Origin of the sequence: Paenibacillus sp. FSL P4-0127 (assembly GCF_038007325.1) — a bacterium.
GTDB lineage: Bacteria > Bacillota > Bacilli > Paenibacillales > Paenibacillaceae > Fontibacillus > Fontibacillus macerans.
The window spans coordinates 1599818-1623698 of the sequence record NZ_JBBOWY010000001.1 but is presented as its reverse complement, the minus strand read 5'-3'; the positions used below and the strand labels follow the sequence as shown (position 1 = coordinate 1623698).

Sequence of the window (23881 nt, the reverse complement as noted above, 5' to 3'; positions counted from 1 at the left end):
TTTTATCCAGATTAGGAATTAGCCCCCATGGTCTCCCATGGTCTCCATCAGATTGTAGATGAGCTTGGCGCTTTCAGCGCGCGTTCCGTATTCTTCAGGGCCAAAAGAAACATCCGTCCGCCCTTCAACAAGCCCGAGGGAACGGGCTACGTTTATCGCCGCTTTCGCCCATTGCGGGGCGGAGGCGATGTCCGTGAAGCCGGATTCGGTAACTGGCTGCGCAGGTTGGCCAGAACCGTACTCATACGCCCGAACGATCATGACAGCCATCTCCTGACGGGTGATCGGCGCATCCGGCGCAAAACTTGCGGCGCCCGTACCGGTTACGATTCCCGCTTGTGCCGCTAACGCAACTTCGTCCGCATACCACTTGTCCGGAGCCACGTCCGCGAACCCAGCGTCCGCACCCGTGCCCTGGAGATCGAGCAGACGAACCAGCATTGAGGCAAATTCCGCCCGCGTCACTTGCCGGCCCGGTTGGAACTTGTCGCCGGAAACGCCCTCCACCAGATGTTTTGCCGCGAGATGCCTGATCTCACTTGCCGCCCAATGACCGTCCGGCAAATCGGTGAACGTCTTCGTATATTCCAGTACAGCGTATCTGCCGGCCTGGTTCAACGATGCCGCCAAAAATTTATCCTTCCAAACGCCGCCCAAGTATTCAAGCGATCCATCGCCGGCAATACCGTAAATCCCCGTCAAGTTCCTGTCCGCATCCGGGTTCGCCGGCAGGAATATTCCGATCGGTTCATTGAACCGGGTCAGCCAAACGGTATCGCCTTCCTTGCTGGTCAAGGACAGCGAGAAGTCCATCACGTCGCTCGCCGCTTCAATCCCTGCCCCGGAACGCACGCTTGCGTTACGCAGGAGAATTTGGGCTTCCTCGGCTTGCAAGGCATGTGCCTTCAGTACAATGGTACTGTTCTCCGGATGTTCGGATTTCGCCAAACTGATAAGAGATCGAATGACCCCGGACGGGATAGAGACAGCCATATTGCCTGCTTGCACAAATAAAGCATTGCTCTCAAGCAGTTCCCCCGCATTCCCCGGCAGAATTAATTCGCGCAGCACCCCTTCAAAACGGAGTTCGATTTGTCCGTTTACTGCCTCTTGGCCGCTGAACTGCTCCGGCTTCACCACGAATCGTCCCGGTGTTTCGGACGTTGGAGGAGAGGCAGGCGCGGTTGGCGGTGCCGGCGTATTATTGCTCTTATTCGACGATTTCCCCCTGCCGCCCGTCAAACGATCCCGTCCAACCGTCACTTCAACGCTGGCGGTATGATTCTCGTAAGTCGCCGTAATGACCGTCTGGCCCTCCCGGACGGCTCTAACTACCCCGGCGGTATTTACCGCGGCAACCGCCGGATGGCTGCTGCTGAATTCAACCCCATCCGTCAAAGAGACGGACGTTCCGTCGCTGTAAGTCCCCGTCAAGCGGGCCGTTTGAGTTTCCCCCTCCGTCATGTTCCGGCGAAGATCCATCTCCAAACGCTCCAGCTTAACATCCGGTTTCTGTCCTTCAATGATCAGCGTGTATTGCCCGCTCATTCCCGCAAATTCCGCGGAAATCACCGTCGTGCCCTCGCTAAGCGCCCGGATCACGCCGGCCGCGTCGATAGTTGCAACTTCCGGACGGCTGCTTGCGTACTGAACACCTTCAACCACCTGCCGACGGGACCCGTCGTCATAAACGGCTTCCGTCACCGTTTGATCCGTCTCGCCGACATAAAGTTTATCCCGCCCACGCAATTCGATAGCGGCCAACTCGGCACCCGGCGACGGCGGCACCACCTCGATTACACTGTCGGCGTAAACGGCCTGGGTGACGGTGGAAGCTCTGACAACCGCCGTTCCCGATTCATGAGCGGTAACCAGACCGTCCGCGTCGACCGTGACGACGTTATCCCCGCTCGAGCTGTAAACGGACCAGGTGACCGACTTATTATTCGCGTGCTCGGGCAATACGGTGGCGTTCAGCTTGATGCTGCCGCCCACCTGAATTTTGGCTTCCGTGCGATCCAGTACGACGGATTGCGGGGCCGCTTTGGCCAGTGTAAACCGATCCACGATCCGGTCAGTGATGGTCTTGGCGGCAAAGCTCAGTTCATCCCCGTCTATTTTGATCGATGCATACATCTGGACCTCTTCGCCGTCCGTAATTTTCTGCCATTCGCGCGGCACCACCTGATAAAATTTCGGACCGGTAGAGCCGGCCACGACGTAAGTCGTCCCTTCTCCTTCCCCGACCGGCTTGTTGCCTTTCATCGGATGGGTCCGCATATACACATGGTCGTGTCCGTTCAGAGCCAGGTCGACCCGGAACTCGTCTAAAACCGGAGTCCAGGCGTTCCGGATATGCTCCGAATCGTAAATGCTGCCGTACGCGCCACGGTGGAATATGACGATCTTCCACGTCTTGCCGGTCGACGCCAAGTCCTCCCGCAACCATTCCCGCTGTTTTTCAAAATCGTATTCGCTGTTCAAAACGGCAAAATGCGCATTCAGATAATCAAAAGAGTAATTGCTTCCTTTCAACGAATCGATGCCATTCTGCGGATGATTGAAGTGCGCCAGGAAATAATCGTTTTTCTTCGGACCGGTGACTTCGTGGTTGCCGACGACGGATACGATCGTACTGTTCAATAACGTCTGCTGGGCGGCGCCAAACCACATGTTCCACTCGTTTTCCTTATATCCGTCTTCCACCATATCGCCAGCATGCACCATGAAGCTGGAGTCCGGATGTTCCGCCGCCGCTTTCTTGGCGATATCTCCCCACAATTTGAAGCCGGACGCGTTGGTCGCCTGGGAATCGGCAAAATAGAGAAACTCGAACGCGTCCCCGGATGCCGCGGCCGTGCGGAACGTTCCCTGCGAGCTGGTGTTCCCGGCTCCGTCGCCTACCCGGTAGACGTACTCCGTTCCGGGATCCAGGTTGTCGGCGACCGCCTTGTGCACCCTGACGGTTCCGATGTCCCACGTGTTGAACAAGTAGTCGGAACCAATCACCTTAAATACGTTAGGTTGGGAAAAATCAATAAATTCCGATTTCTTGGCAATCTCCACAACCGTTTCTTTCACATCCGGATGCGTATGCCATGTAAAAGCGCGCGAGCTGCTCGGATCCGCCCCCATCGTTACGCTGATATTGTTCGGAACCGGATTCCCGGCCAATGGCGAAACCTTGAATTTGAGCACGGGACTGTAGAAATTCCCCTTCACCGCTTGCAGCTCGTACTCTTTCAACCCGTCCGTAAGGTCGTTCGTTTCCAGCTTCCCGCTCGCGTCCGTAACGCCGAGCTCGGTGCCGTCGGCCGTCACTGTCGCGTCTTCAACGGCGGCGCCCGCTTCATCGGTGACCTGAATCGTCGTGGCCCCTCCTTGGATAACCCCGTTTTCGTCCCATGCGAGCCGCAAATGGTGTCTGATCTCCGACTCGACCGGCAAGCCGTAAAGCCTGAAGCTGGTATCTCCCTGATCCTTCAGCTTGATCGCGCCGGACCGGAAGGCGATACGATGCGTATCGGACGCGGCCGGTTTCACCTTGAACCGGATTTGCGCAAGCGGCTCATGATCCGTCAAGCCGGACGCCTCCAGACCGTTGAAATCAATCCGAACCGTCCCGGATTCGGGTTCGATCGCAGACCGCAGCTGGGTTTCCGTCAGCTTTTCGCTTGCCGCAACCTGCAGATCCTCCGCCTTGGCCGGATCAAAGCCGAATTCGATAAACCCTTCGTGAATTCCCGCAGCCTTCACCGCCCGCACGCCGAGCGTATACGAATTGCCCGCATACACGCTTGCCGGGCCGTCGTATTCGATTTTCGGCGCTCCGGTATCGACCGTGAACGTCCATTCCTTCTCCGTCTGATTGCCGGACAAATCGCGGATTTTCAGCTTGGCCGCGTGAACTCCGTCCGTCAGGGGAATGGCGGGAGTATAGTGGATTTGCCCTTTAGGCGGATACAGTGTGTGCTGTACCAGTTCTCCATCAACATACAGCCTGATTTTATCCGGATCGATCAGCGTCGTCCCCGGATGAACCGCCGGATCATACCCGTAATCTTCGCCAAAGGCTTGGATTTTCGGCGTATTCGTGTCGATCGTGTTCCCATCCGCGGGGGAAACGTCCTTGATCAACGGGGCGTCCAAATCGTCGTTCGCGGGACCGTACAGTGCCCGGATTTGGTCGATATAGATCGCGCCCGCGTCCTTATTATCGTTTTTCGTTTCCATATAGCGCACCGGCATGGCGAGTTTCAGCGGCAGCGGTCTGCCTTGCGGCACCTCCGCCTCCAGATAGCGCCAGCCCGTGAAGTCGACGCCTACGGTCTCTTCGACAAAGTTGATCGGGATATTCCCGCCGTTGGCGTCGAACATTTGTGCCCGGAGCCAGTGCTTCTTCCCGTCTCCATAAACCCACATGCTGATTTTTTCCGGATATCCCGGAATTTCGATGTAATCGTCGGTGCTTTTCGCTTTGATATAAGCTCCGGAAGTCCCGATCGTCCCCGTGAAGTCGTACTCCAGCTTCGCCGACTTGTTGCCGAAGCGGACAAAGTCCTCATTCGTTTCTTCGCTGACGCCGGCCAATGTGTACCGGTCGCCTGCGCTTGGCAGATACCGGTCCAGTCCGTTCTCGAAATCCTCCAGAATCACCGGAGGGAGGCCAACGTGAACATCCATGGAAACTTCTATTCCCCGATAGCTCGCGATAATCCTGCCGCTTTGTTCAGTCTCCGTCGTCGCGGTGAACGTTCCGTTCTCGTCAATGCTCCCGATCGGACCTTCTACCCGCCACTCGAACATGCGGTTGTCCGCCTGAATCACTTGCCCGTTCCGCAACGCCGTCACGGACAAGGTTTGCTGAGCTCCCGAGGTAAACGTTCTGACCGCGTCGGGAAACTTCAGTTCGCTCAGTTCGTCCACGACTTCTACCTGTCCGCTTCCCGCGAGGCCGCCGGCCGTAACGGAAATATCAGCCATTCCCGGCGTATTTCCCGCCGTAAACAATCCCGATTCATCGATCGACCCGACGGATGCATCCACACTCCAATTTGGCGATCCCGCAAACGGGGCAGGATGGGCATACTCATCGACGGCAGCCGTATTGAACCGGAAACTAGAACCGATCAGCACCCGCTCCAGGTTCGGCTGGACCACGAGCTTGGATGCCGCGGATTCCGGCGCTTTATTGACAAGCAAAATGCCGTTTGCGGTTTTGCGCTCCGCTCCATCGGAAGGTCGGTTCAATATTTTCCGCGTCGGCTCCCCGGGAAGTCTGGCCACAAACGTCGCCGAACCGCCTCCGTCAAGAAGCAGCGCGTCGACAATCCCCATGTCTTTCAACATGAGCGCCAAATCCTGAAAGGATACGCCTTCGCTGAACCCCGGCGCACGCCCGTCGACTTCCAGCATAACCACCGTGCCGTCGGCCTTAGTTCCGATCGCCACCCGCGGATACAGCTCCCGGTCCGGATCGGACATCGGTACTCCGTCCTTGACCAGCAGGTGCTGTCCGCCGACCGCCATTTTCACATCGCCCCACGCCTCTTCAAAAGCAAAACTGGCGGTGATTTCGTCGCCGATTTTCAGCCCCGACAGCATCTCCCGGTAACTGCCGGAAGCGGACAACACCACTTTGCCTTCCGCAAGCGGCGTGTTCCCTTTGTCCTTGTGGATGGCCGCAACGCGCAGCCGCATCGTTTCCCCGCTTTTCACCGCTCCGTCCAAAACTTCCAGTTCAACCTCGTCACCCAGATCGTTCGTCATGGTGGAGGTATAGAAAGAAGGTGTGTAAAGGATCAGCGCCTCGCTGTTGAACCGCATCCGGTTAATATGATGAATCGGCACGGTATTGCCGTTGATATTCAGCGTTCTATCCAGTCTGGGGCTAGGACCGTAAATGGTCGTTCCGTCGCTTTTCATCCCAAACGCAAACCAATCGTCGGGAGGGCTGGTCAAAATCTCTCCATCCCCCATAAACAGACCGAGCGGCACGCCCGTCGACATGTCATAGAAATCCGCGTTGATCGCGGCAATAACCCGATTGCCGGAGCGATCCGCGTCATTGGCCATCTTGGTGACTCCCTGCATGCCGTATACTTTGCCTTCCGTTTTACCCGGCTGCAGCTCAAGCGCGGGATTCCGCGGATCAAACTCGACAAAATGGACTTTTTCCAAGCCTTGCGGCAGCTTCATATCGTACCAAGTGTAATGTGCGTCCGGGCCTATTTCCATTTTGCGCTCGTCCAGAACTTGTCCAAACGGCGCCGCCTTCATTTCCTCCGCCCGCGCTGCCCCCATGGGGAAGCACGATAACAAAACAGCTGCGATCAGAAGCATGATTAACGTACGCCTGCCCGATTTTTCGATAATGCCCATAACTAAAAATGAACTCCTCTCGGTTTGGTTAGTAATACTTCTTGATAATAATAAGTTTGGATTGTCAATGGTGTGTTTAGCGGGTGTTAACAATCTTGGAGTGACTGTTAAATTAATACTTCGTAAAGAAAACTCCTCTATATTTAGCGATTTACTTTAACCGCTAAATATAGAGGAGTTTTTTCTTACCCTCGCTTAAACCCTTCTCCCAAAACCTCATGGGCATTTGTGATGATGACGAAGGCGGTGGGGTCCAGCGTCTGTACGAGCGTTTTGAGCCGGGTGACCTCGCTTTGCCCCACGACCACCATCAGCACGGTCCGTTGATCGCCGGTATATCCGCCGCGCCCGTCCAGCTTGGTGAGCCCGCGGTCCAATTGCGACAGCACAGCCTTCGAGATTTCCTCGGTCTTTTCGGCGATGATATAGGCCACTTTCGTATAGTTAAAGCCAAGCTCGATCGCGTCGATGATTTTGCCGGTAATGTATAGGCCGATTAGAGCGTATAGCGCCTTTTCCGGGGAGAGTATAAACATAGCCAATGCAATCACGGTACCGTCCATCAGGACAACGCAAACGGATAGGCTGAGCCCGCTGTACTTCTGAATGATTTGCGCAAGCGTGGACAAACCTCCGGTCGATCCGCGCCCCCGAAAAACGATGCCCAGCCCCAGGCCTACGCCGATCCCCCCATACAAAGAAGCGAGCAGCGGGTCGGTCGTCGGGACCGGAAAATCTTTGGTCAGAAACACGAATAAAGGCAAAACGACCGTACCTAGCAAAGAGCGAATCGCGTAATCCCGCCCGAGCAGTAAATACCCCGCGACAAAAAGAGGAATATTCAGCGCCCACTGGGTATACGCCGGCTCCATGCCAAATAGCGCTTGAACGATAATCGAAATCCCCGATACGCCGCCCGAGGCGATGTGGTTCGGGACGAGAAATAAGTTGAAGGCCAGCGCCGTGATCAGCGATCCTACGAGAATCATCGCCGTGTCGATCGCATGGCGTACCGGTCCAGTTAAAGGAATATAATCCCCAAATCTGCGTTTGCGGGTTTTAGGCGGCACCGCGGCCCCTCCTTATTTGATCGCTTCTAAAACTATTATGTATGCACCCGAAAAATAAAAACCCACCCGATCAAGGCGGGACAAGCCCTTCGCCTGAGGTGGGTTTTCGGTTCTATAGTTGAATGCGGCACAAGGACGAAATTAGGCCTCGGAGCGAATTTGGCTGCGCAAATATCCGTCAATAAACGCGTCCAGGTCTCCGTCCATGACCGCGCCGATGTTGCCCGTCTCCACCGAGGTGCGGTGATCTTTCACCATGCTGTACGGATGGAACACGTAGGAACGGATCTGACTGCCCCAGGCGATATCGGATTGCTCGCCGCGGATTTCGTCCAGTTCCTTCTGCTGCTCCTCCAGCTTGCGCTCGTACAGCTTGGAACGAAGCATCGTCATGGCGCGCTCGCGGTTTTTGATCTGGGAGCGCTCGTTCTGGCACGTCACCACGATCCCGGTCGGAATATGCGTAATCCGCACCGCCGAGTCGGTCGTGTTGATGTGCTGGCCGCCGGCGCCGCTGGCACGGTACGTGTCGATCTTCAAGTCCTCGGGACGGACTTCGACTTCGACGTCTTCGCTGATCTCCGGCACGACATCGCAGGATACAAACGAGGTGTGACGCCGCCCGGAAGCGTCAAACGGCGAAATCCGCACCAAGCGGTGCACGCCTTTTTCCGCCTTCAGGTAGCCGTAAGCGTTGTACCCTTTAATCAGCAGGGTTACGCTTTTGATCCCCGCTTCGTCGCCGGGCAAATAGTCCAGCGTCTCTACCTTGAAGCCGCGTTTCTCGGCCCAGCGGGTGTACATCCGCAGCAGCATTTGCCCCCAGTCCTGGGATTCGGTGCCGCCCGCGCCAGGGTGAAGTTCCAGAATCGCGTTCATTTTGTCGTAAGGCTGATTAAGCAGCAGTTGAAGCTCGAAATCCTCCAGCTTCCTCGCCATAGCGGTAACGGACTCGGAAATCTCCGCTGCCAGCGACTCGTCGCCTTCCTCCTCGGCCAGCTCGGCCATCGTTTCGATGTCGTCATATTCCCCTTGCAGCGCCAGGTACTGATCAACGGAGGACTTCACGGCGTTCATCTCGGCGATGATCGCCTGAGCCTTCTCGTTGTCGTCCCAAAAGTCCGGGGCCGCCATTTTTTCTTCATAGTTGGCGATCATCTCTTGCTTAAGATCTAAGTCAAAGAGACCCCCTAAGATTGGATAATTTCTTGGCGATTTCGCGCATATCATGCTTTACGTTGGCCTCGATCATGTTAATCACCTTTCATTAAGAGGTTGTTCAAAAAGTCGTCTTTCCATGACGAAGAGTTTAGGGAATGGATCGGGCGTCGAATCTTGAATTCAGCCGGGCCTTCCAAGCGGATGCTTCCGAAGCATGTTTCCTTCGGAAACATTTGACTCACGTAGATCTGTCTACGCTCCGCTACTCAGTCCCTGGCTTCATCCAACCTTCTCGGTCCTGAAAATCCGACTTTTTGAACTCGCATTTTAAGCATTTTGTCCGTGGCAGTGTTTGTATTTCTTGCCGCTGCCGCATGGGCAAAGGTCGTTGCGGCCGATTTCCTCGCCGCGTTTGACCGGGCGTTTCTCGGCCGGCTCGCCGCTGGTGGAAATTTTGCTTTCTTCCACAACCGCCTGGCGCTCTTGGTTGGATTCCACCTGCGCCTTCATAATATATGTTGCCACTTCCTCCTGGATACTGGCAATCATCGCGTTGAACATTTCATAACCTTCAAATTGATACTCGCGCAGCGGGTCCGTACCGCCGTACGCCCGCAGATGGATGCCTTGACGCAATTGATCCATCGCGTCGATGTGGTCCATCCACTTGCTGTCCACGGCGCGCAGGGCGATAACTTTCTCGAATTCGCGCACCATTTCCGGGCCGATCGCCTGTTCGCGGGCTTCGTATTTGGCCAACACGCGCTCGAAAATAAACTCCACCATCTCCGGCGCTTCCTTGCCCCACAGGTCATCCTTCGAAATCGCCCCTTCGTCCAACAGCTTGCTGTTGACGTAGTCGGCTACCTCCTGGAGCTCCCAGTTTTCCGGGATTTCGTCGGCGGTGTGCGCCTCTACAACCCGTTCGATCACCGGCTTGATCATATCGAGGACGATTTGCTTGATGTTCTCGGATTCCAGCAATTCACGGCGCTGCTTATAGATGATTTCCCGCTGCTGATTCATAACGTCGTCATATTGCAGGACGACTTTCCGCACGTCGAAGTTGTTGCCTTCGACCCGCTTCTGCGCGGATTCGATCGCCCGGGTGATCATCTTGCTTTCGATCGGCTGGTCTTCTTCGAAACCGAGGCGGTCCATCATGTTCAGCACATTGTCCGCCCCGAACCGCTTCATCAGTTCGTCGCCGAGCGACAGGTAGAACTGGGTTGAACCCGGGTCGCCTTGGCGTCCGGCGCGGCCGCGCAGCTGGTTATCGATCCGGCGCGATTCGTGGCGTTCCGTACCGATAATATGAAGGCCGCCCAGATCGGCAACGCCCTCGCCCAGCAAAATGTCGGTACCGCGGCCCGCCATGTTGGTGGCGATCGTTACGGCTCCGGCTTGGCCGGCGCGCGAAATAATTTCCGCCTCTTCGGCATGGTACTTGGCATTCAGCACTTTATGCTGGACGCCTTTGCGCTTCAGCATTTCCGAGACGCGTTCGGAGTTTTCGATCGACACCGTGCCGACGAGTACCGGCTGGTTGTTTTTGTGCCGCTTCACGATCTCTTCCACGACCGCCTTGAACTTGCCGTCTACGCTCTTGTAAACGACGTCCGGCATGTCGACCCGCTGGTTCGGCTTGTTGGTCGGGATCTGCAGTACTTCCAGACCGTAAATTTTCTTGAATTCCTCTTCCTCCGTTTTCGCCGTACCGGTCATCCCGGCAAGCTTGCGGTACATACGGAAGTAGTTCTGGAACGTAATCGTGGCCAAGGTCATGCTTTCGTTCTGCACCTTGATGTCTTCCTTGGCTTCGATCGCCTGATGCAAACCGTCGCTGTAGCGGCGTCCCGCCATCAAACGGCCCGTAAATTCGTCGACGATCAACACTTCGTCTCCCGTAACAACATAATCGACGTCGCGGCGCATAATGACGTTCGCCTTGAGTGCTTGCACCACATGGTGATTCAGAGTCACATGCTTCTGGTCATAAAGGTTGTCGACGCCAAAAGCCCGTTCCGCTTTGGCCACCCCTTTTTCGGTGAGCGCTACTGCCTTCACTTTAATATCTACGGTATAGTCCTCTTCCGGTACTAGCGTCTTCACGAACCGGTCGGCGGCATAATACAGCTCCGTCGATTTTTGCCCGTGCCCGGAAATAATCAGCGGCGTCCGCGCTTCGTCGATCAAAATGGAGTCAACTTCGTCAATAATGCAAAAATAAAGCGGACGTTGTACCATCTGCTCTTTATAAAGCACCATGTTGTCGCGAAGGTAATCGAATCCGAATTCGTTGTTCGTTCCGTACGTAATGTCGCAGGCATACGCCTCCTGTTTTTGATGGTGCTCCATGCCGTTCAGGTTGATCCCGACCGTCATGCCCAGGAAGTTGTAAATCTGCCCCATCTGCTCACTGTCACGCTGCGCCAGGTAGTCATTGACGGTGACGACATGCACGCCTTTGCCGAGGAGCGCATTCAAATAAACCGGTAAGGTCCCGACCAGCGTTTTCCCTTCACCGGTTTTCATCTCCGCAATTTTGCCCTCATGGAGAGCGATGCCGCCCAGCATCTGCACATCAAAATGGCGCATGCCCAGCGTGCGCTTGGAGGCTTCTCTTACCGTAGCATACGCTTCGGGAAGGAGCTCTTCAAGCGTTTCCCCTTTTTCGATCCGTTCGCGGAATTCCGCCGTTTTCTCTTTTAATTGCTCGTCCGACAATGCTTCAAATTGCGGCTCCAATGAATTTATATAGTCCACCGTCTTCATAAGACGTTTGACATCACGTTCATTCGTGTCGCCAAATATCTTTTTTACTAATCCCAGCATGGTTTACCCCTTTCACGCATAAACAGATGATTTGCCTAAATTGTAACAGTTTGTAATGGCCGCCGCAACACGCCCGATCATACCTCTATTGCGCTAAAGCGCCATGTATATGAATAAAGAGCCCTATCCGCGAGGGGATAAGGCTCGTTTCCTTTACGTTTGGGATGCAGGAATTACCACCTCATTCACCTAATCGTCATAAAGAGGTTGTTCAGAAAGTCATTTTCCGGCTCTTTGAACTCGCACTTTAAGCTGGAGAAATCAAGGGGTTAGCCCTGTTCAATCAAACCGTATTTGCCGTCGTTCCGTTTGTAAACGACATTCACTTCGCGCGTGTCGATGTTGGAGAAGACAAAGAAATTATGCCCTATCATGTTCATTTGCAAAATCGCTTCTTCCACATCCATCGGCTTCAAGGTGAAGCGTTTAGTCCGGACGACCTCCAGTTCCTCGTCGCTTTCATCCACGGCTACGGAACCACCGTTGGCATTTTCGGCGAACAGGACGTTCTTGGCGCCTTTCTGGCGCAGCTTACGGTTGATTTTCGTTTTGTGCTTGCGAATTTGACGTTCCAGCTTGTCCACAACCGCATCGATCGATGCGTACATGTCGTCGCTGCGGTCCTCCGCGCGAAGCACAACGCCGGTAAGAGGAATCGTCACCTCTACCGCGTGCAAACCTCGTACCACACTTAACGTGACAGTACCGTCTGAGGTGGGGGGTGCATCAAAGTACTTGTCTAGCCGGCTGAGCTTCTTGTCTACGTAGTCACGCAAGGCCTCAGTCACTTCAATTTGCTGTCCTCGAATACTAAAATTCATAGGGCACTCCTCCTTTGCTTTGCACCTTCATTATACCACAGGTGTTAAGGCAAAGTAAAAAGAGTTAAGGGAGTGTAAAAAGCACACCCTGAGCTGGTTAATGCTTAAGCTTTCTCCTCTGTCTCCAACTCCGAAGAAGCAACAACAGCAGCGCTCCGCATGCGGCCCCCGCCGTGTCCAGCAGCACATCCTGGAATAAAGGGGTGCGGTCGGGCGTCAGCATTTGATGCAGTTCATCCGAACACGCATAAAGAAAGGAAATCAGCACCGCCCCAAAAAAGCTTCTTCCGTTTCGCGATGAATTCAAGGCGTAAACGAGCAGAAAACCGAGCAGCCCATAGATCGAAAAATGCGCCGCCTTGCGAATGAAAAACTCGACGATGCCGGCGCCTCCCAGACTTTGCAAGCTAACTTCGTGCCCGCCATAGGAGAACGTGATCCCGTCGAAAAATTCGGCAATCACCGATTTGGAAACGTTTTTTTCAATTTCGGGTTTAAGCGTTTGTTGTTCATAGGGCTGAGCGGAAAACAGAAATATAATCAGCATGACGATGATCGCCGGAATCCACCGGGAAAATGTTCGGAATTTCAAATCAAGAGCTACCTCCTCAACAAATAAAGACCCCAGGTTCCCCTAGGGTCAATTGCTAGCGAATCTTCAATTGTTAACCATCGTACCGTGCTATGTAGGTCGGCTATGCCGGATGATTATAATTTGATTACGTTAGCGGCTTGCGGTCCACGAGCGCCTTCAACGATTTCGAACTCGACGGATTGTCCTTCTTCCAGCGTTTTGAAGCCATCGGCTTGGATTGCGGAGAAGTGTACGAATACGTCGCCGCCTTCTTCAGTTTCGATAAACCCGTAGCCTTTTTCTGCGTTGAACCATTTAACTTTACCTTGCATGCACTAACATTCCCTTCATTTTCAAATAAGCGTGCGGCCCCAATAAACCAAGCCCCACATTTCTGACTATACCACCCGACTTATCCAGTGTCAATTACCAAAGAAAAGGTTTTACTGTAAATAATATGTAAAAACTTGTCGATTGGTGAACTGTTGGAGTCAGGTCTGTTAATAAATAATACCCCACAGAGAAAAAAATGAAACGGCACACCTGCAAAAAAGCTCTTGGGCAACGCTTATGGCATGTCCCAAGAGCTTAAATCGATCTAGAACTCAGTAAGCATTAACTTCAAACGTAATGATTTTATCAAAGAACACGTAGTCTTTACGATTTACAAACGGACCTTTATTATTGTCGTGCTTATCAATGGCAAACATAGCGGTTCCCGATCCATTGGCACGTCCCTCATACCAATTTATGAAGGCTTTTACTTCCGACATAGACAAATCGTATTCTTTCTCAATCCCGTTAATGAGGATAAGCCGAAGCAAAGCCCGCTCTCCTTCTTCGCCAGGAAGGGGAGGATTTACCACATCGCCTTTCGGCGTAGCGGAGGCTTCATTTGAACTTCCGCTTTCACCGGCATCTGTAACAGCAGTGACAATATAATAATAAGTGGTGCCGTTAGTAACATTGCTGTCCGTGTAACTGTAAGTATCGCTCGTTACCGTGTCGATCACATCATACGGACCGCCGGAAACAGTGGCCCGCTTCACATTAAAGCTCGTGACGTCTTTACCGGCTCCGCTCCAAGTTAAATTAACCTTCTTGTTCCCTGCGGTTGCAGTTAAACTCAACGGCTCTTGCGGAGATGGAGTCTCCCCGCCTTTGCCGAAGACATTCCATTCGTATACTCTCGCACTGCTGCCCGCCGTATATTTTAAAGCTACTGTGGAAACCCCTTGCACCGGGGTTGGAAGCGTCTGAATTTCATCATTGCTCAATAACGCGTACCTTTGCAGTAAGATGTTATTTTCATCATAAAACTCGACCGCTAATGCACCTGTGTTTTTGGCAACGACCGCGGAAATCTCCATCGGTGAGGAGAAGCTGTACCAGACAAAATTGTTGCCGCTAATGTCGGTAAAGGTGGAGATGTTATTATCTGTCAGATTCCGTGTCGTACTTGCCGGACTGGATATGGATTGCCCTACCTGCAGTGTTAGCCAGTCGAGCAAGCCTCCCGTATACCTCGTCGCATCCGGCTTTATGCTTTTTTCCGGAGAGTTGGCGCTTTCTCCCGCCCGGTTCACTGCGGAAACCACATAATAATAAGTCGTGCCGTTGGTGACGGTTGTATCCGAATATGAAGTTCCCTTCACATTCGCCAGCTGAATATATGGCCCGCCGGGGGAAGCGGCGCGTTTCACGTTATATGATTCCGCCCCCGTCACGGCCCACTCCAATTTCACGATTTTGTCCCCGCTTTGAATCCAGTTAATCGTCGTAGGCAATGGCGCCGCGGATGGAGCGGTAAAGACATTCCATTCGTAAATCCTCGCACTGCTCCCCGCCGTGTACTTTAACGCGATAGTGGAAACTCCCTGTACGGGAACCGGGAGCGCCTGAACTCCGTCATTGTTTAATAGTGCATATTTTTGCAGCAGGTTGTTGCTCGCATCATAAAATTCAACCGCTACCGTACCGGTGTTTTTGGCAACGACCGCGGAAATCTCCACCGGTGAGGAGAAGCTGTACCAGACAAAATTGTTGCCGCTAAGATCGGTAAAGGTGGATATGTTATTATCCGTCAGATTCCGTGTCGTACTTGCCGGACTGGATATGGATTGCCCTACCTGCAGTGTTAGCCAGTCGAGCAAGCCTCCCGTATACCTCGTCGCATCCGGCTTTATGCTTTTTTCCGGAGAGTTGGCGCTTTCTCCCGCCCGGTTCACTGCGGAAACCACATAATAATAAGTCGTGCCGTTGGTGACGGTTGTATCCGAATATGAAGTTCCCTTCACATTCGCCAGCTGAATATATGGCCCGCCGGGGGAAGCGGCGCGTTTCACGTTATATGATTCCGCCCCCGTCACGGCCCACTCCAATTTCACGATTTTGTCCCCGCTTTGAATCCAGTTAATCGTCGTAGGCAATGGCGCCGTGGATGGAGTGGTAAAGACATTCCATTCGTAAATCCTCGCACTGCTCCCCGCCGTGTACTTTAAAGCAACGGTGGAAACACCTTGTACAGGAGCCGGGAGCGTCTGAATTCCATCGTTACTTAACAATGGATACCTTTGCAGCAGGTTGTTGCTCGCATCATAAAATTCAACTGCTACCGTACCGGTGTTTTTGGCAACGACCGCGGAAATCTCCACCGGGGTAGAAAAAGTATACCAAGCAAACTTTCCGCTGCTGAGATCGGTAAAAGTGGATATGTTACCATCCGTTATTTGCGTGACGGCTGTTGATGACTGGCCTATTGCGGTGCCCACTTGTATCGGCACACTATCCAACAAACCGCCTGTATACTGGGATGCTGCGCTTACGCTTTTAGGACCGACAATGACCACACTCAAAAAAATCGCTAGAACTAGTATAAAATGCCCAACTCGTTTCAATTTTTACCCTCCTTTGGCAATATATTGGTTCTTTTATACTAGTAAAATAGCATTTTTAATTATGGATGTCCATACATTAATTACAAATAAATAAATAATAACCCTATTATTTCAATATATAGAGAACAAGCGATAAGACCAAGCCTAGAAAAACTAGGTCATATTGACTAATAATCATTTACAAAATAGAACACTAACATTACAATTATTCCCATAGATACATATTAACTATATAGATGTTTTTAAATTGTGAGATTCCGAAGAGGCGCCCTTCGGCTCAAATAATAAAAGATTAGGTGAGAAAATGAGTAAGCAAAGCTGCATAACCAGTCTTTATCTTGTGTTGCTTTTGGGAATATTGATATTTCCGAAAGAAGTATTTGCTGCTACAATCATCGATAATCAAATGAACTCCAACCCTTTTAACCGCGGTAGTATAAGTTCAGGACAGTGGGTTGATTCAGTCGGAGCCACTACTGTAACTGCAACATGGTCCGATGCATGGTCCTACGAAAATAACAAAGACTATGAAATCAAAACTAGTTATAACATTATGTCATATGGAAGCCAATACTATGCAGAACTTAACTTGGGACTGATGAGGATTGTTTATTCAAGGGATGGAATAAGTGCAGTCTACGTTAAAGATGGGGATATTTGGAAGACACATGTCATGACAACAAAAGGGAATTATGTTTGGAAACTCATCTATACTTCGGAAAAACAATATCAGGTATATCGCAACTCTGTATTGGTAGCCAGTGGTAAGGTTGAAAATTTACCTGCCGACACCAAATTTTCAATAACAAGTAAAGTCAATAACGAAAAATTTTCACTATCGCTCGCTCCTTGCTTCTTTCTTGTTGTCCATTAGTGCAAATATAGACCAAGTAAAAGCCACCCTACTTAAGCTCATTTTGGGTAATACAAGCTTCCTGTGAAAAGAGAGGCAAAAAACATAGACTTAAAACAAACAGATGATTTAGGCTCAAAAAAATAGAAAAACACCTGGCATTCCTTCAGATAGTTGTACGAATAATCCAACTCAAGGAATGACAGATGCTTTAGAGCAAGCACGTCGATCATGATCAGAGTTCTTAGTAGCTCAAGTACTAACTTTAGTATTAAGCCAAACCTCCACTCCCCTGCCTAATCTCATCCATTAACTGACAAATGTCCTCATCTTTATTTTGAATCTGGTCTAGATAATGCAGCGCTAATTCATACTCATTAGCCTTAAATAGAATATAACCCAAATTATAAAGTGAGTTTTCATCGTTAGAATCCAGTTGTATCGCATATTGCAACAATGGGATCACCATATTAAATAAGCCATTGTTGTAGAAAAAAATCGCTAGTTTATTGGCATACTCTATTCTGTTGCAAGATAAACTATTGATAATTCTTATAAGATGCTCATTTGTTAGGTTCCCGTCACAGACACTATCCAATAATTTCAACAGGTCTTCTTCATTCTCCATATCCAAGCTTAAGCGCTCAACAATATCCGTTATGTAATTGTCGAAATTAGACGAATTCGCCTCTACCAGATACTTTTGGGTTTCATATTGTTCTCTTAGCGAAGGACCGGCCAATTTAACAAGCTCATCAACAAACTGTTGATCCAGATCATTAATAGAACCCGTCTCACCGTATAATCGAAGATTTAAAAAGCCTGCATTTGTAAACATGGCTTTAATATCTTTTTGCGTAAACAGTCTCAATTGAGAACGATCTACTACTCCCGGCTCCTTATATATACCTCTTCCGTAAAGCACTTCTCGCAAAATGCTATAATGCATAAAGTTAGGGATACTAGCCACGATCTTGCCGCTTGGTTTTAGGAGTCCGCTTAAATTCTTCACAACTTCCCATGGATCCTGTAGGTGTTCGAGTGTATCCGCTAAAATAATGTAATCGAAATAGTTGGCTGGGTAGTCCGGAATTGATTCCTCAATATTTACTGTTTTAACACTCGCAAAATTTGAAGCCATCGCTGCCGCAGCTTTATTTTCTTCAATCCCGTGTAATTCCGCGTTTTTAAATTTCCCTTTTATCCCCATGAGCGTTCCGCCGCATAAGCAGCCGATCTCCAATACTCGAATAACTGCGTTCCGATCAAAAGGGCTTAATATATGGATAATATCATTTCTGATTAATGATGATCGTCCCGGTTCAAATCCCCATTTTTCCACAAACTTTTGTTTGTTGCTGTTCATTAAAGCCATGTACTTTTCATTTTTGGCCCCAAAAGAGACCGATCCATAATGATGAATAAATACATTTTTGCAAAGCACGAGATGATAGTCTGCTTCGATCATTCTAAAACTATAATCATCATCCTCAAAATTGCCTGGAGTAAACCTTTCATCCAGCAGCCCAATTTGATCGATGACCTTTCTTTTTATCAACAAACAATAACCCATTAATCGCAATCTATATTCATGTGCTTCTTGAAATTCAGGAGTATTAAGCATACTTCGATTAAACTGATCGGCAAAAACAAACATTTCTTCGATCGTTTGATAAGGAACGTCAATTTGTTGAAAATTGGACATGCTATTGGTTACAGGCCCTACTGCTGCAATCCGTTCATCGCTGTATAAAGACTCCACCAAAAGCTCAAGCCATCTAGGGGTTACTACTACATCGTTGTTTAATAGAAGAACATTCTCACCTTTAGCAAGAGTTATGCCTTGATTACAGCCTTTAGGAAAGCCTTCATTCCGATCATTCAATACGGCCAGAATATCATGCTGTTGGCTTAACCACCCAGGGGTTCCATCGGTAGACTTGTTATCAATCACAATCAATTCGTAGGTTCCCGGTTCAGTATATTTTCGAATACTATCGATGCATTGCTTTGTGTATTCCAGTTGGTTGTATGTAAGGATAATGATGCTGGTGAGTGTCTTCATCTCATCTGCTCCAATCAATTCCGTATACTGCTCTGCTAAAATAGCTTACAGTTGTTTTAACCTTTCGTTCGATGGCTGGTAACCATATGTTGTTGCAGCTTCACGATAGCACTCTTTTGCCTTATTTATGTTCCCCATCACTTCATAAAGGCCGCCCAAATTATGCAATGCGCTAAAACTCCCGGTTCCCCTAACGCTGTTATATTGATCCGTTTCTCCAATTTCCAGGCATCGCAAGTAAGATGCTTCAATAAGCGGAAACAACTCGACATATTTTGCGGTGTTGCTTAGAATCAGCTTCATGTAAAATATCCCGCAAGCAAAATGAAAATCACTGAAATCCCGTAAAAAATCCCTTTCCCGCTGAATCACCGGCAGGCCGGCTTCCAGTTGGCCCGTTGCTATCAGTTCATAAAGCAAATTGACGATAACGTTGGGAGCATAGTATTCCTTTCTTGTCAGCAGCCTGTATGCTTGCTTAAGATGGTGACATGCCTGGACATGATCGTTAATCCCTCTGTATTCTTTGGCGATCTGAAAATGAAAGTACGAGTCGTGGGGGCTTTTTTCGATCTCTGTTTTTAAAATGGGAATATTCCGCTCAGCTTTCGATTTTAGATAACCATCGTGCCAAATCTCCACAGGCAGCTTAATTCTGGGAAGATCGGAAACCAATTGTTCATGGATGCTGCCCTCGTATCTGACTCCGGACGGAAAAATTCGCGATATAAAGCTTTGCGCGGTGGATTCCAAACCATCATCACCTATAAATTGGTTAATGATTTTGAATCTGCCGATCGCTTTCTCGCCGTTTATGAACTGGCGAATAGCGGCGCCGTCCTCGCTTTTTACATATTCATCAGCGTCCAATACCAGGTTCCAATCGCTTGTCGAGTATTCCAAGGCGGCGTTTCGGGCGTCCGCAAAGCTTTGGTTCCATGCCCAATCGTAGATTTTCGCGCCGTAGGCTTGAGCTATTGATTTAGTCCGATCCGTCGATCCCGTGTCGACAATAATAATCTCATCCACCAGCTTACGGACGCTGTCAAGGCAGCGCGCCAGAACTTTCTCTTCGTTTTTGACGATCATGGTCAACGCTACAGTCTTCATTCAGAATCCTCCTGATCTGCTCGCTTGCTGAGATGATTGATTATTTTTTTTATTCCTTCCTCGATCCCATCATTCCAACTCTATCCCAAGGTACTAGAGTTGGTTAAAAAGTAGCATGTTTATTTTGATTATCTTAGTTCATATTCAAAAACAACAAGATGCTTTTTGGAATTGCTTAAGTTTATTTTACCAGTTATTCTTGCGTAATGAATACGGAACGAATATTCCCCTATAACTGCTCATGTAAATAAATAAGGAGCCGCATAATGCGACTCCAGATAATCTATTTACTATTTTGTCTCGGATGAAGCAGTATTGTATTCGTTCACTTCAAACGTTAGGATATTATTGAAAATCACATAATCAGTTCGTTTGCTGAACGGTCCTTTGTTGTTACTATGTTTATTAATTGCATACTTTACAGGACCTGTTCCTGTGTCCTTAGCATCATACCACTCGATGAACGAGTTTACTTCATCCATAGAGAGATCATATTCTTTTTCCAAACCAGTAGTTAAAGTGATGGTAAGGATGGCACGATTCCCTTTGGGTTCCGGTTCATTAGGATTAGAACCACTATGGACAATCGCGGAAGCCTCATTTGATGCCAGAACTTCATTACCATTAGAAATAGCCTTTACTATATAGTAATATGTTGTGTCCAACATAATATTGGTGTCAGTATACGTTGCATTAGTAACATTAGTAGCGACACTTTCGTATGGACCGCCGGATACCAAAGATCTTTGGAGTGTGTAACTCTCTGCTCCTTCAATGGTGTTCCAACTAAGTGAAATATTATTTTGCTGAGCATTTGCAGTTAAGTTAATCGGACCAGTCGCTAAAGTTCCATAGACTTCAAAATCATAAATATTTGCCGACTCACCATAAGTCACATTTCTTACTAGAATACTTTTTATATTTTTTAGTGGTTTGCTTAATTCTCGCTTTGCTCCATTATAAAATTTTGATGGTATAGGCCACAATCTGCTGCTAGACTAAAAAGTAGACATGGAGAACCGAGAATCGGGTAAAATGAATCTATCCAAATTCGAGGTGCTACCATGACGAAAAAATACGATAAAGAATTTAAACTGCAAACGATTCAGATGATCCAGGAAGAAGGGAAAGCGGTGGCGCAGGTCGCCCGCGAACTGGGGATCAGCGACAACACCCTGTATCGTTGGATGGCGGAATACAAGAAAGACGGCGCACAGGCCTTTCCAGGCAGTGGGCAACTGAAAGCCGACGATAAAGCAATGAGAGATCTTCAGAAACGCCTTCGTGATCTGGAAGAGGAGAACGACATCTTAAAAAAGGCGATGCACTACTTCGCCAAAGACCGGCGCTGATCTATGCCTTCATCCACGATCATCGCTTCAAGTGCCGAGTCTCGAAGATGTGCGAAGCCTTTGAAGTATCCCGAAGCGGCTATTACAAATGGACCCAGCGAAAAGCCAGCAAACGTGAAAAGCGACGTCGCAAGCTGGAGCGGCGGATCCGTCGTATCTTTCTAGAATCCCGTCGATTATATGGAAGCCCCAAAGTAGCAAAAGAACTGCACAAGCAGGGCATACGAGTGTCCGAGAAAACAGTCGCTCGGATCATGAAGGAGCTGGGTTTACGTTCTCGCACGGTGAAGAAATACAAGGCCACAACCAACTCGAAGCACAACCTGCCTGTCCAAGAGAACGTGTTGAACCGCGAGTTTAATCCGTCCGCTCCAAACAAGGCCTGGGTGGCTGATATTACGTATATCCCGACCGATGAGGGTTGGCTATACCTGGCAAGCATCATGGACCTGTACAGTCGTAAAATCGTTGGATTTCACATGGATGAGCGAATGACGAAAGAACTCGTGTTAACGGCGCTGGACCGCGCCCACAGCCAGCAGCGACCGTGCGAAGAGGTTCTGCATCATTCGGATCGCGGCAGCCAGTACGCTTCTCATGACTACCAGGCGCGGCTGCGCACCTACAAGATGAAAGGCAGTATGAGCCGCAAAGGGAACTGCTACGATAATGCGTGTATTGAATCGTTCCACAGTGTGCTTAAGAAAGAACTTGTCTACTTGGAGAAGTTCAAAACACGCAAGCAAGCCAAGAAACGCATTTTTGAATATATTACCTGCTTCTACAATGGAAAACGAATCCATTCCGCGATTGGGTATTCTACGCCCAATGAGTGCGAACGTATGTACCGATCTGCCGCATAATTTTCTCGATTCTTTGTGTCTACTCTATTGACAGAGGTACAATCCTCCTTCAGCACCTACATACTTATTATTAGGGTCAAAAAATTCATAAGTTACTGCATTATAATTTGAGCCGCTCATTTTATAATTTATTTTAATTGCTGTAATGTTAACCGGTGTAGAAAAATTGAATACAAGAGTATTTTTACCCCCATATATGTTTGTAAGTGTAACAAAAGTTTTCGAATCACCATCAGTCGCCGCTTCAGTTAATCCAGAATGTTTTATTTTTTCAAGGTCTTCTTGCTGTTCTTTAAAATCAGTTGTCAACCAGATTTTCGCCTGCTTTCCTTGTAATAATCCGTTTTCTTCACCGTGAACAATTTGAGGTTGATAAACGGATAATAACGCTATAAATACTGCCAGAAAAACCATCCAACTCTTTTTCATTTTCTTCCTCCCAAATTTGTAATATATATATAAATTTAAACCACTACAAAATTATTTGTCTAAACAATAATGTCTATATCTGCAAATTGATGTCGAAATCTCAAGAAAATTTTCTCCTTGAATGAGGAATATAATTTCGAATATAACACAAACAAACGTTCGTATATAGGGTTGTAAGGTGTTAAGTGCCTTGGAGCGGAAATTGCTCTGGATCCTGTTTAATTTCTCGACTCAACGGCACCGTATACCCACAATTGAGAAACTGGAGATTAAAATTGGCCGGGATCAAGAAGACATTTTCGCCGGCTTGCATGGATTGGTCGAGGAGCAATATATTTTTTCGCCAGACAATCCCCGGCTTGATACAATCGTCATTCTGAAGGCAAGGGAACAGGAGAATCCTTCACATGCGCAGGCCAAACCAGAGGCTTACAGAGGATATATAGATTACTGGACTAAATATTAGGAGGTATCTTGAGCAGATTGGGAGGTGGTCTTTGGTCCGCAAAATTTATTTTGCCGGAGCACAAGGAAGAAGCTCTTAAAAGGGAGAGGAAAGAAGAAGCCCACAAGCAGCGGACGGTGCTGAATGATCAAAAGGTAGAGCAAATCGAGTGAGCGATTGTCGTAGCATTCCGAGATCACCGGCGTATTACTATCCGGGTTTGGGGAGAGTGCAAGAACATTGAACTAAGCAGATTTATAACAACCATCCAAACGTATTTGCGCGAAATCAATCGCTGATTTACCTAAACGCGAATCGTATGAGCGCCAATTTTTAAAATTGATGGCAAAAGGGATGTGGATTAAATTAACTTTGATTCCTTACATTTCATCATGAAAAATTATATGCTTCGAAAGATACTATATCTGTGATGAGAACTTCATCTTTACACAGTACCAGCTATCAAATTTAGTTGCAGCTCCAGGAAAAGAGGATACAGATCTCATTCTAGTAATCGAAGGAAAAGCTGAAAAAACTGAAGAAAGCTTCTATAAAACTAGCATCAATAATAATGATGAATATAATCGACATGATCTAAACTTAATTACTGAATTTTATGAGCACTTTAAAAAATCAATTTAAATACTAATTCAAAAATCTATTCAAAAAGGATCTTTTTCAAGATCCTTTTTTCATTCAGATTACTTCAAAAAAGATCATAGGTCTTTTTTACCGCTGTCACCTCATCCGCCAGATCTTTGTCCGTCATCTTCGGAAAGAGCAGCAATGTTATGGCTGTATTGTAATATGTCTCCGCATTGGACACAAATCTGAGCAATAACCAAGTCCCTTGTAATAAGGCTGCAAATAGACAGGAATATAATGCACATTTACACCAATATTCTCCGCACGGAGCACCTCAAAGGTCTCTTTTCGATCTGCGGCAAAGTACTCCGGCAACCAGCAAATTACGTAAAGATGCCATGAAGACTCGTCCATAGGGAGCTGTGTAGAAACGACAAGCC

At 48.9% G+C, this 23881-nt stretch carries 17 protein-coding genes; 4 read left to right on the top strand and 13 right to left on the bottom strand.

Going from position 1 to position 23881, the window contains the following annotated elements; translation table 11 throughout:
• Positions 1 to 18 precede the first annotated feature (18 nt).
• From NYE74_RS07125 to NYE74_RS07090, 8 genes are all read right to left on the bottom strand, one after another.
• Positions 19 to 6381 carry a phosphodiester glycosidase family protein gene (locus tag NYE74_RS07125; protein ID WP_326043557.1) on the bottom strand — a complete coding sequence of 2121 codons (6363 nt, stop codon included), beginning with the start codon at positions 6379 to 6381 and terminating at the stop codon, positions 19 to 21.
• A gap of 185 nt (positions 6382 to 6566) precedes the next feature.
• Positions 6567 to 7451: a YitT family protein gene (locus NYE74_RS07120; RefSeq protein WP_036619364.1), complete on the bottom strand. Its 885-nt coding sequence runs from the start codon at positions 7449 to 7451 to the stop codon at positions 6567 to 6569.
• A 141-nt stretch (positions 7452 to 7592) separates the two neighbouring features.
• Positions 7593 to 8703, bottom strand: a protein-coding gene (gene prfB, locus NYE74_RS07115) for a peptide chain release factor 2 (protein ID WP_213509737.1) whose coding sequence is annotated in 2 segments (ribosomal slippage) — positions 7593 to 8630 and positions 8632 to 8703 — 1110 coding nt in all. Because the reading frame shifts where the segments join, the coding sequence is not laid out codon by codon here.
• Positions 8704 to 8939: 236 nt separating this feature from the next.
• Complete coding sequence (secA, locus tag NYE74_RS07110; protein ID WP_155620276.1) at positions 8940 to 11447, bottom strand: preprotein translocase subunit SecA; 2508 nt, start codon at positions 11445 to 11447, stop codon at positions 8940 to 8942.
• Positions 11448 to 11716: 269 nt separating this feature from the next.
• Positions 11717 to 12268: a ribosome hibernation-promoting factor, HPF/YfiA family gene (hpf, locus tag NYE74_RS07105; RefSeq protein WP_240752135.1), complete on the bottom strand. Its 552-nt coding sequence runs from the start codon at positions 12266 to 12268 to the stop codon at positions 11717 to 11719.
• 97 nt (positions 12269 to 12365) lie between these two features.
• A complete protein-coding gene (locus NYE74_RS07100; protein ID WP_036619361.1) occupies positions 12366 to 12860 on the bottom strand; it encodes a VanZ family protein in 495 nt (164 codons plus the stop codon).
• A 116-nt stretch (positions 12861 to 12976) separates the two neighbouring features.
• Positions 12977 to 13174 carry a cold-shock protein gene (locus tag NYE74_RS07095; protein WP_036619360.1) on the bottom strand — a complete coding sequence of 66 codons (198 nt, stop codon included), beginning with the start codon at positions 13172 to 13174 and terminating at the stop codon, positions 12977 to 12979.
• A 273-nt stretch (positions 13175 to 13447) separates the two neighbouring features.
• The gene (locus tag NYE74_RS07090; protein ID WP_341004689.1) at positions 13448 to 15625 is read right to left on the bottom strand and encodes a fibronectin type III domain-containing protein; all 2178 of its coding nucleotides are present in this window, start codon (positions 15623 to 15625) and stop codon (positions 13448 to 13450) included.
• 418 nt (positions 15626 to 16043) lie between these two features.
• Between NYE74_RS07090 and NYE74_RS07085 the strand changes: the two genes are divergently transcribed.
• Complete coding sequence (locus tag NYE74_RS07085; protein ID WP_278738755.1) at positions 16044 to 16613, top strand: hypothetical protein; 570 nt, start codon at positions 16044 to 16046, stop codon at positions 16611 to 16613.
• 250 nt (positions 16614 to 16863) lie between these two features.
• Here the strand turns inward: NYE74_RS07085 and NYE74_RS07080 are convergent, their stop codons facing one another.
• The 3 genes from NYE74_RS07080 to NYE74_RS07070 all read right to left on the bottom strand — a co-directional run bounded on the left by NYE74_RS07080 (position 16864) and on the right by NYE74_RS07070 (position 20753).
• Entirely contained in the window at positions 16864 to 18657 is a 1794-nt protein-coding gene (locus tag NYE74_RS07080) for a glycosyltransferase (RefSeq protein ID WP_124333346.1), read from the bottom strand.
• A 45-nt stretch (positions 18658 to 18702) separates the two neighbouring features.
• Positions 18703 to 19767: a glycosyltransferase family 2 protein gene (locus NYE74_RS07075; protein WP_240534086.1), complete on the bottom strand. Its 1065-nt coding sequence runs from the start codon at positions 19765 to 19767 to the stop codon at positions 18703 to 18705.
• Positions 19768 to 20057: 290 nt separating this feature from the next.
• A complete protein-coding gene (locus tag NYE74_RS07070) occupies positions 20058 to 20753 on the bottom strand; it encodes a hypothetical protein (protein WP_124333345.1) in 696 nt (231 codons plus the stop codon).
• A 78-nt stretch (positions 20754 to 20831) separates the two neighbouring features.
• Between NYE74_RS07070 and NYE74_RS07065 the strand changes: the two genes are divergently transcribed.
• Positions 20832 to 21982, top strand: a protein-coding gene (locus NYE74_RS07065; RefSeq protein WP_248931314.1) for an IS3 family transposase whose coding sequence is annotated in 2 segments (ribosomal slippage) — positions 20832 to 21087 and positions 21087 to 21982 — 1152 coding nt in all. Because the reading frame shifts where the segments join, the coding sequence is not laid out codon by codon here.
• A 24-nt stretch (positions 21983 to 22006) separates the two neighbouring features.
• Here NYE74_RS07065 and NYE74_RS07060 read toward each other — a convergent pair.
• Positions 22007 to 22411 (bottom strand): hypothetical protein, encoded by a 405-nt coding sequence (locus tag NYE74_RS07060; protein WP_124333339.1) that lies wholly within the window; start codon positions 22409 to 22411, stop codon positions 22007 to 22009.
• 190 nt (positions 22412 to 22601) lie between these two features.
• On the opposite strand from NYE74_RS07060, the gene NYE74_RS07055 reads away from it, so the two are divergent.
• Both NYE74_RS07055 and NYE74_RS07050 read left to right on the top strand, forming a co-directional pair.
• Positions 22602 to 22877 (top strand): hypothetical protein, encoded by a 276-nt coding sequence (locus NYE74_RS07055; protein WP_124333338.1) that lies wholly within the window; start codon positions 22602 to 22604, stop codon positions 22875 to 22877.
• An 8-nt stretch (positions 22878 to 22885) separates the two neighbouring features.
• Entirely contained in the window at positions 22886 to 23029 is a 144-nt protein-coding gene (locus NYE74_RS07050; RefSeq protein WP_170180040.1) for a hypothetical protein, read from the top strand.
• A gap of 616 nt (positions 23030 to 23645) precedes the next feature.
• Here the strand turns inward: NYE74_RS07050 and NYE74_RS07045 are convergent.
• Entirely contained in the window at positions 23646 to 23855 is a 210-nt protein-coding gene (locus NYE74_RS07045; RefSeq protein ID WP_227872946.1) for a DegT/DnrJ/EryC1/StrS family aminotransferase, read from the bottom strand.
• Positions 23856 to 23881 lie beyond the last annotated feature (26 nt).

What these genes read in the sequence shown, in the direction of transcription:
- NYE74_RS07060 (WP_124333339.1), bottom strand. Translation starts at nt 22,411, where the DNA reads ATGAAAAAGAGTTGGATGGTTTTTCTGGCAGTATTTATAGCGTTATTA.
- NYE74_RS07085 (WP_278738755.1), top strand. Translation starts at nt 16,044, where the DNA reads ATGAGTAAGCAAAGCTGCATAACCAGTCTTTATCTTGTGTTGCTTTTG.
- NYE74_RS07075 (WP_240534086.1), bottom strand. Translation starts at nt 19,767, where the DNA reads ATGAAGACTGTAGCGTTGACCATGATCGTCAAAAACGAAGAGAAAGTT.
- NYE74_RS07125 (WP_326043557.1), bottom strand. Translation starts at nt 6,381, where the DNA reads ATGGGCATTATCGAAAAATCGGGCAGGCGTACGTTAATCATGCTTCTG.
- NYE74_RS07080 (WP_124333346.1), bottom strand. Translation starts at nt 18,657, where the DNA reads ATGAAGACACTCACCAGCATCATTATCCTTACATACAACCAACTGGAA.
- NYE74_RS07045 (WP_227872946.1), bottom strand. Translation starts at nt 23,855, where the DNA reads ATGGACGAGTCTTCATGGCATCTTTACGTAATTTGCTGGTTGCCGGAG.
- NYE74_RS07095 (WP_036619360.1), bottom strand. Translation starts at nt 13,174, where the DNA reads ATGCAAGGTAAAGTTAAATGGTTCAACGCAGAAAAAGGCTACGGGTTT.
- hpf (WP_240752135.1), bottom strand. Translation starts at nt 12,268, where the DNA reads ATGAATTTTAGTATTCGAGGACAGCAAATTGAAGTGACTGAGGCCTTG.
- secA (WP_155620276.1), bottom strand. Translation starts at nt 11,447, where the DNA reads ATGCTGGGATTAGTAAAAAAGATATTTGGCGACACGAATGAACGTGAT.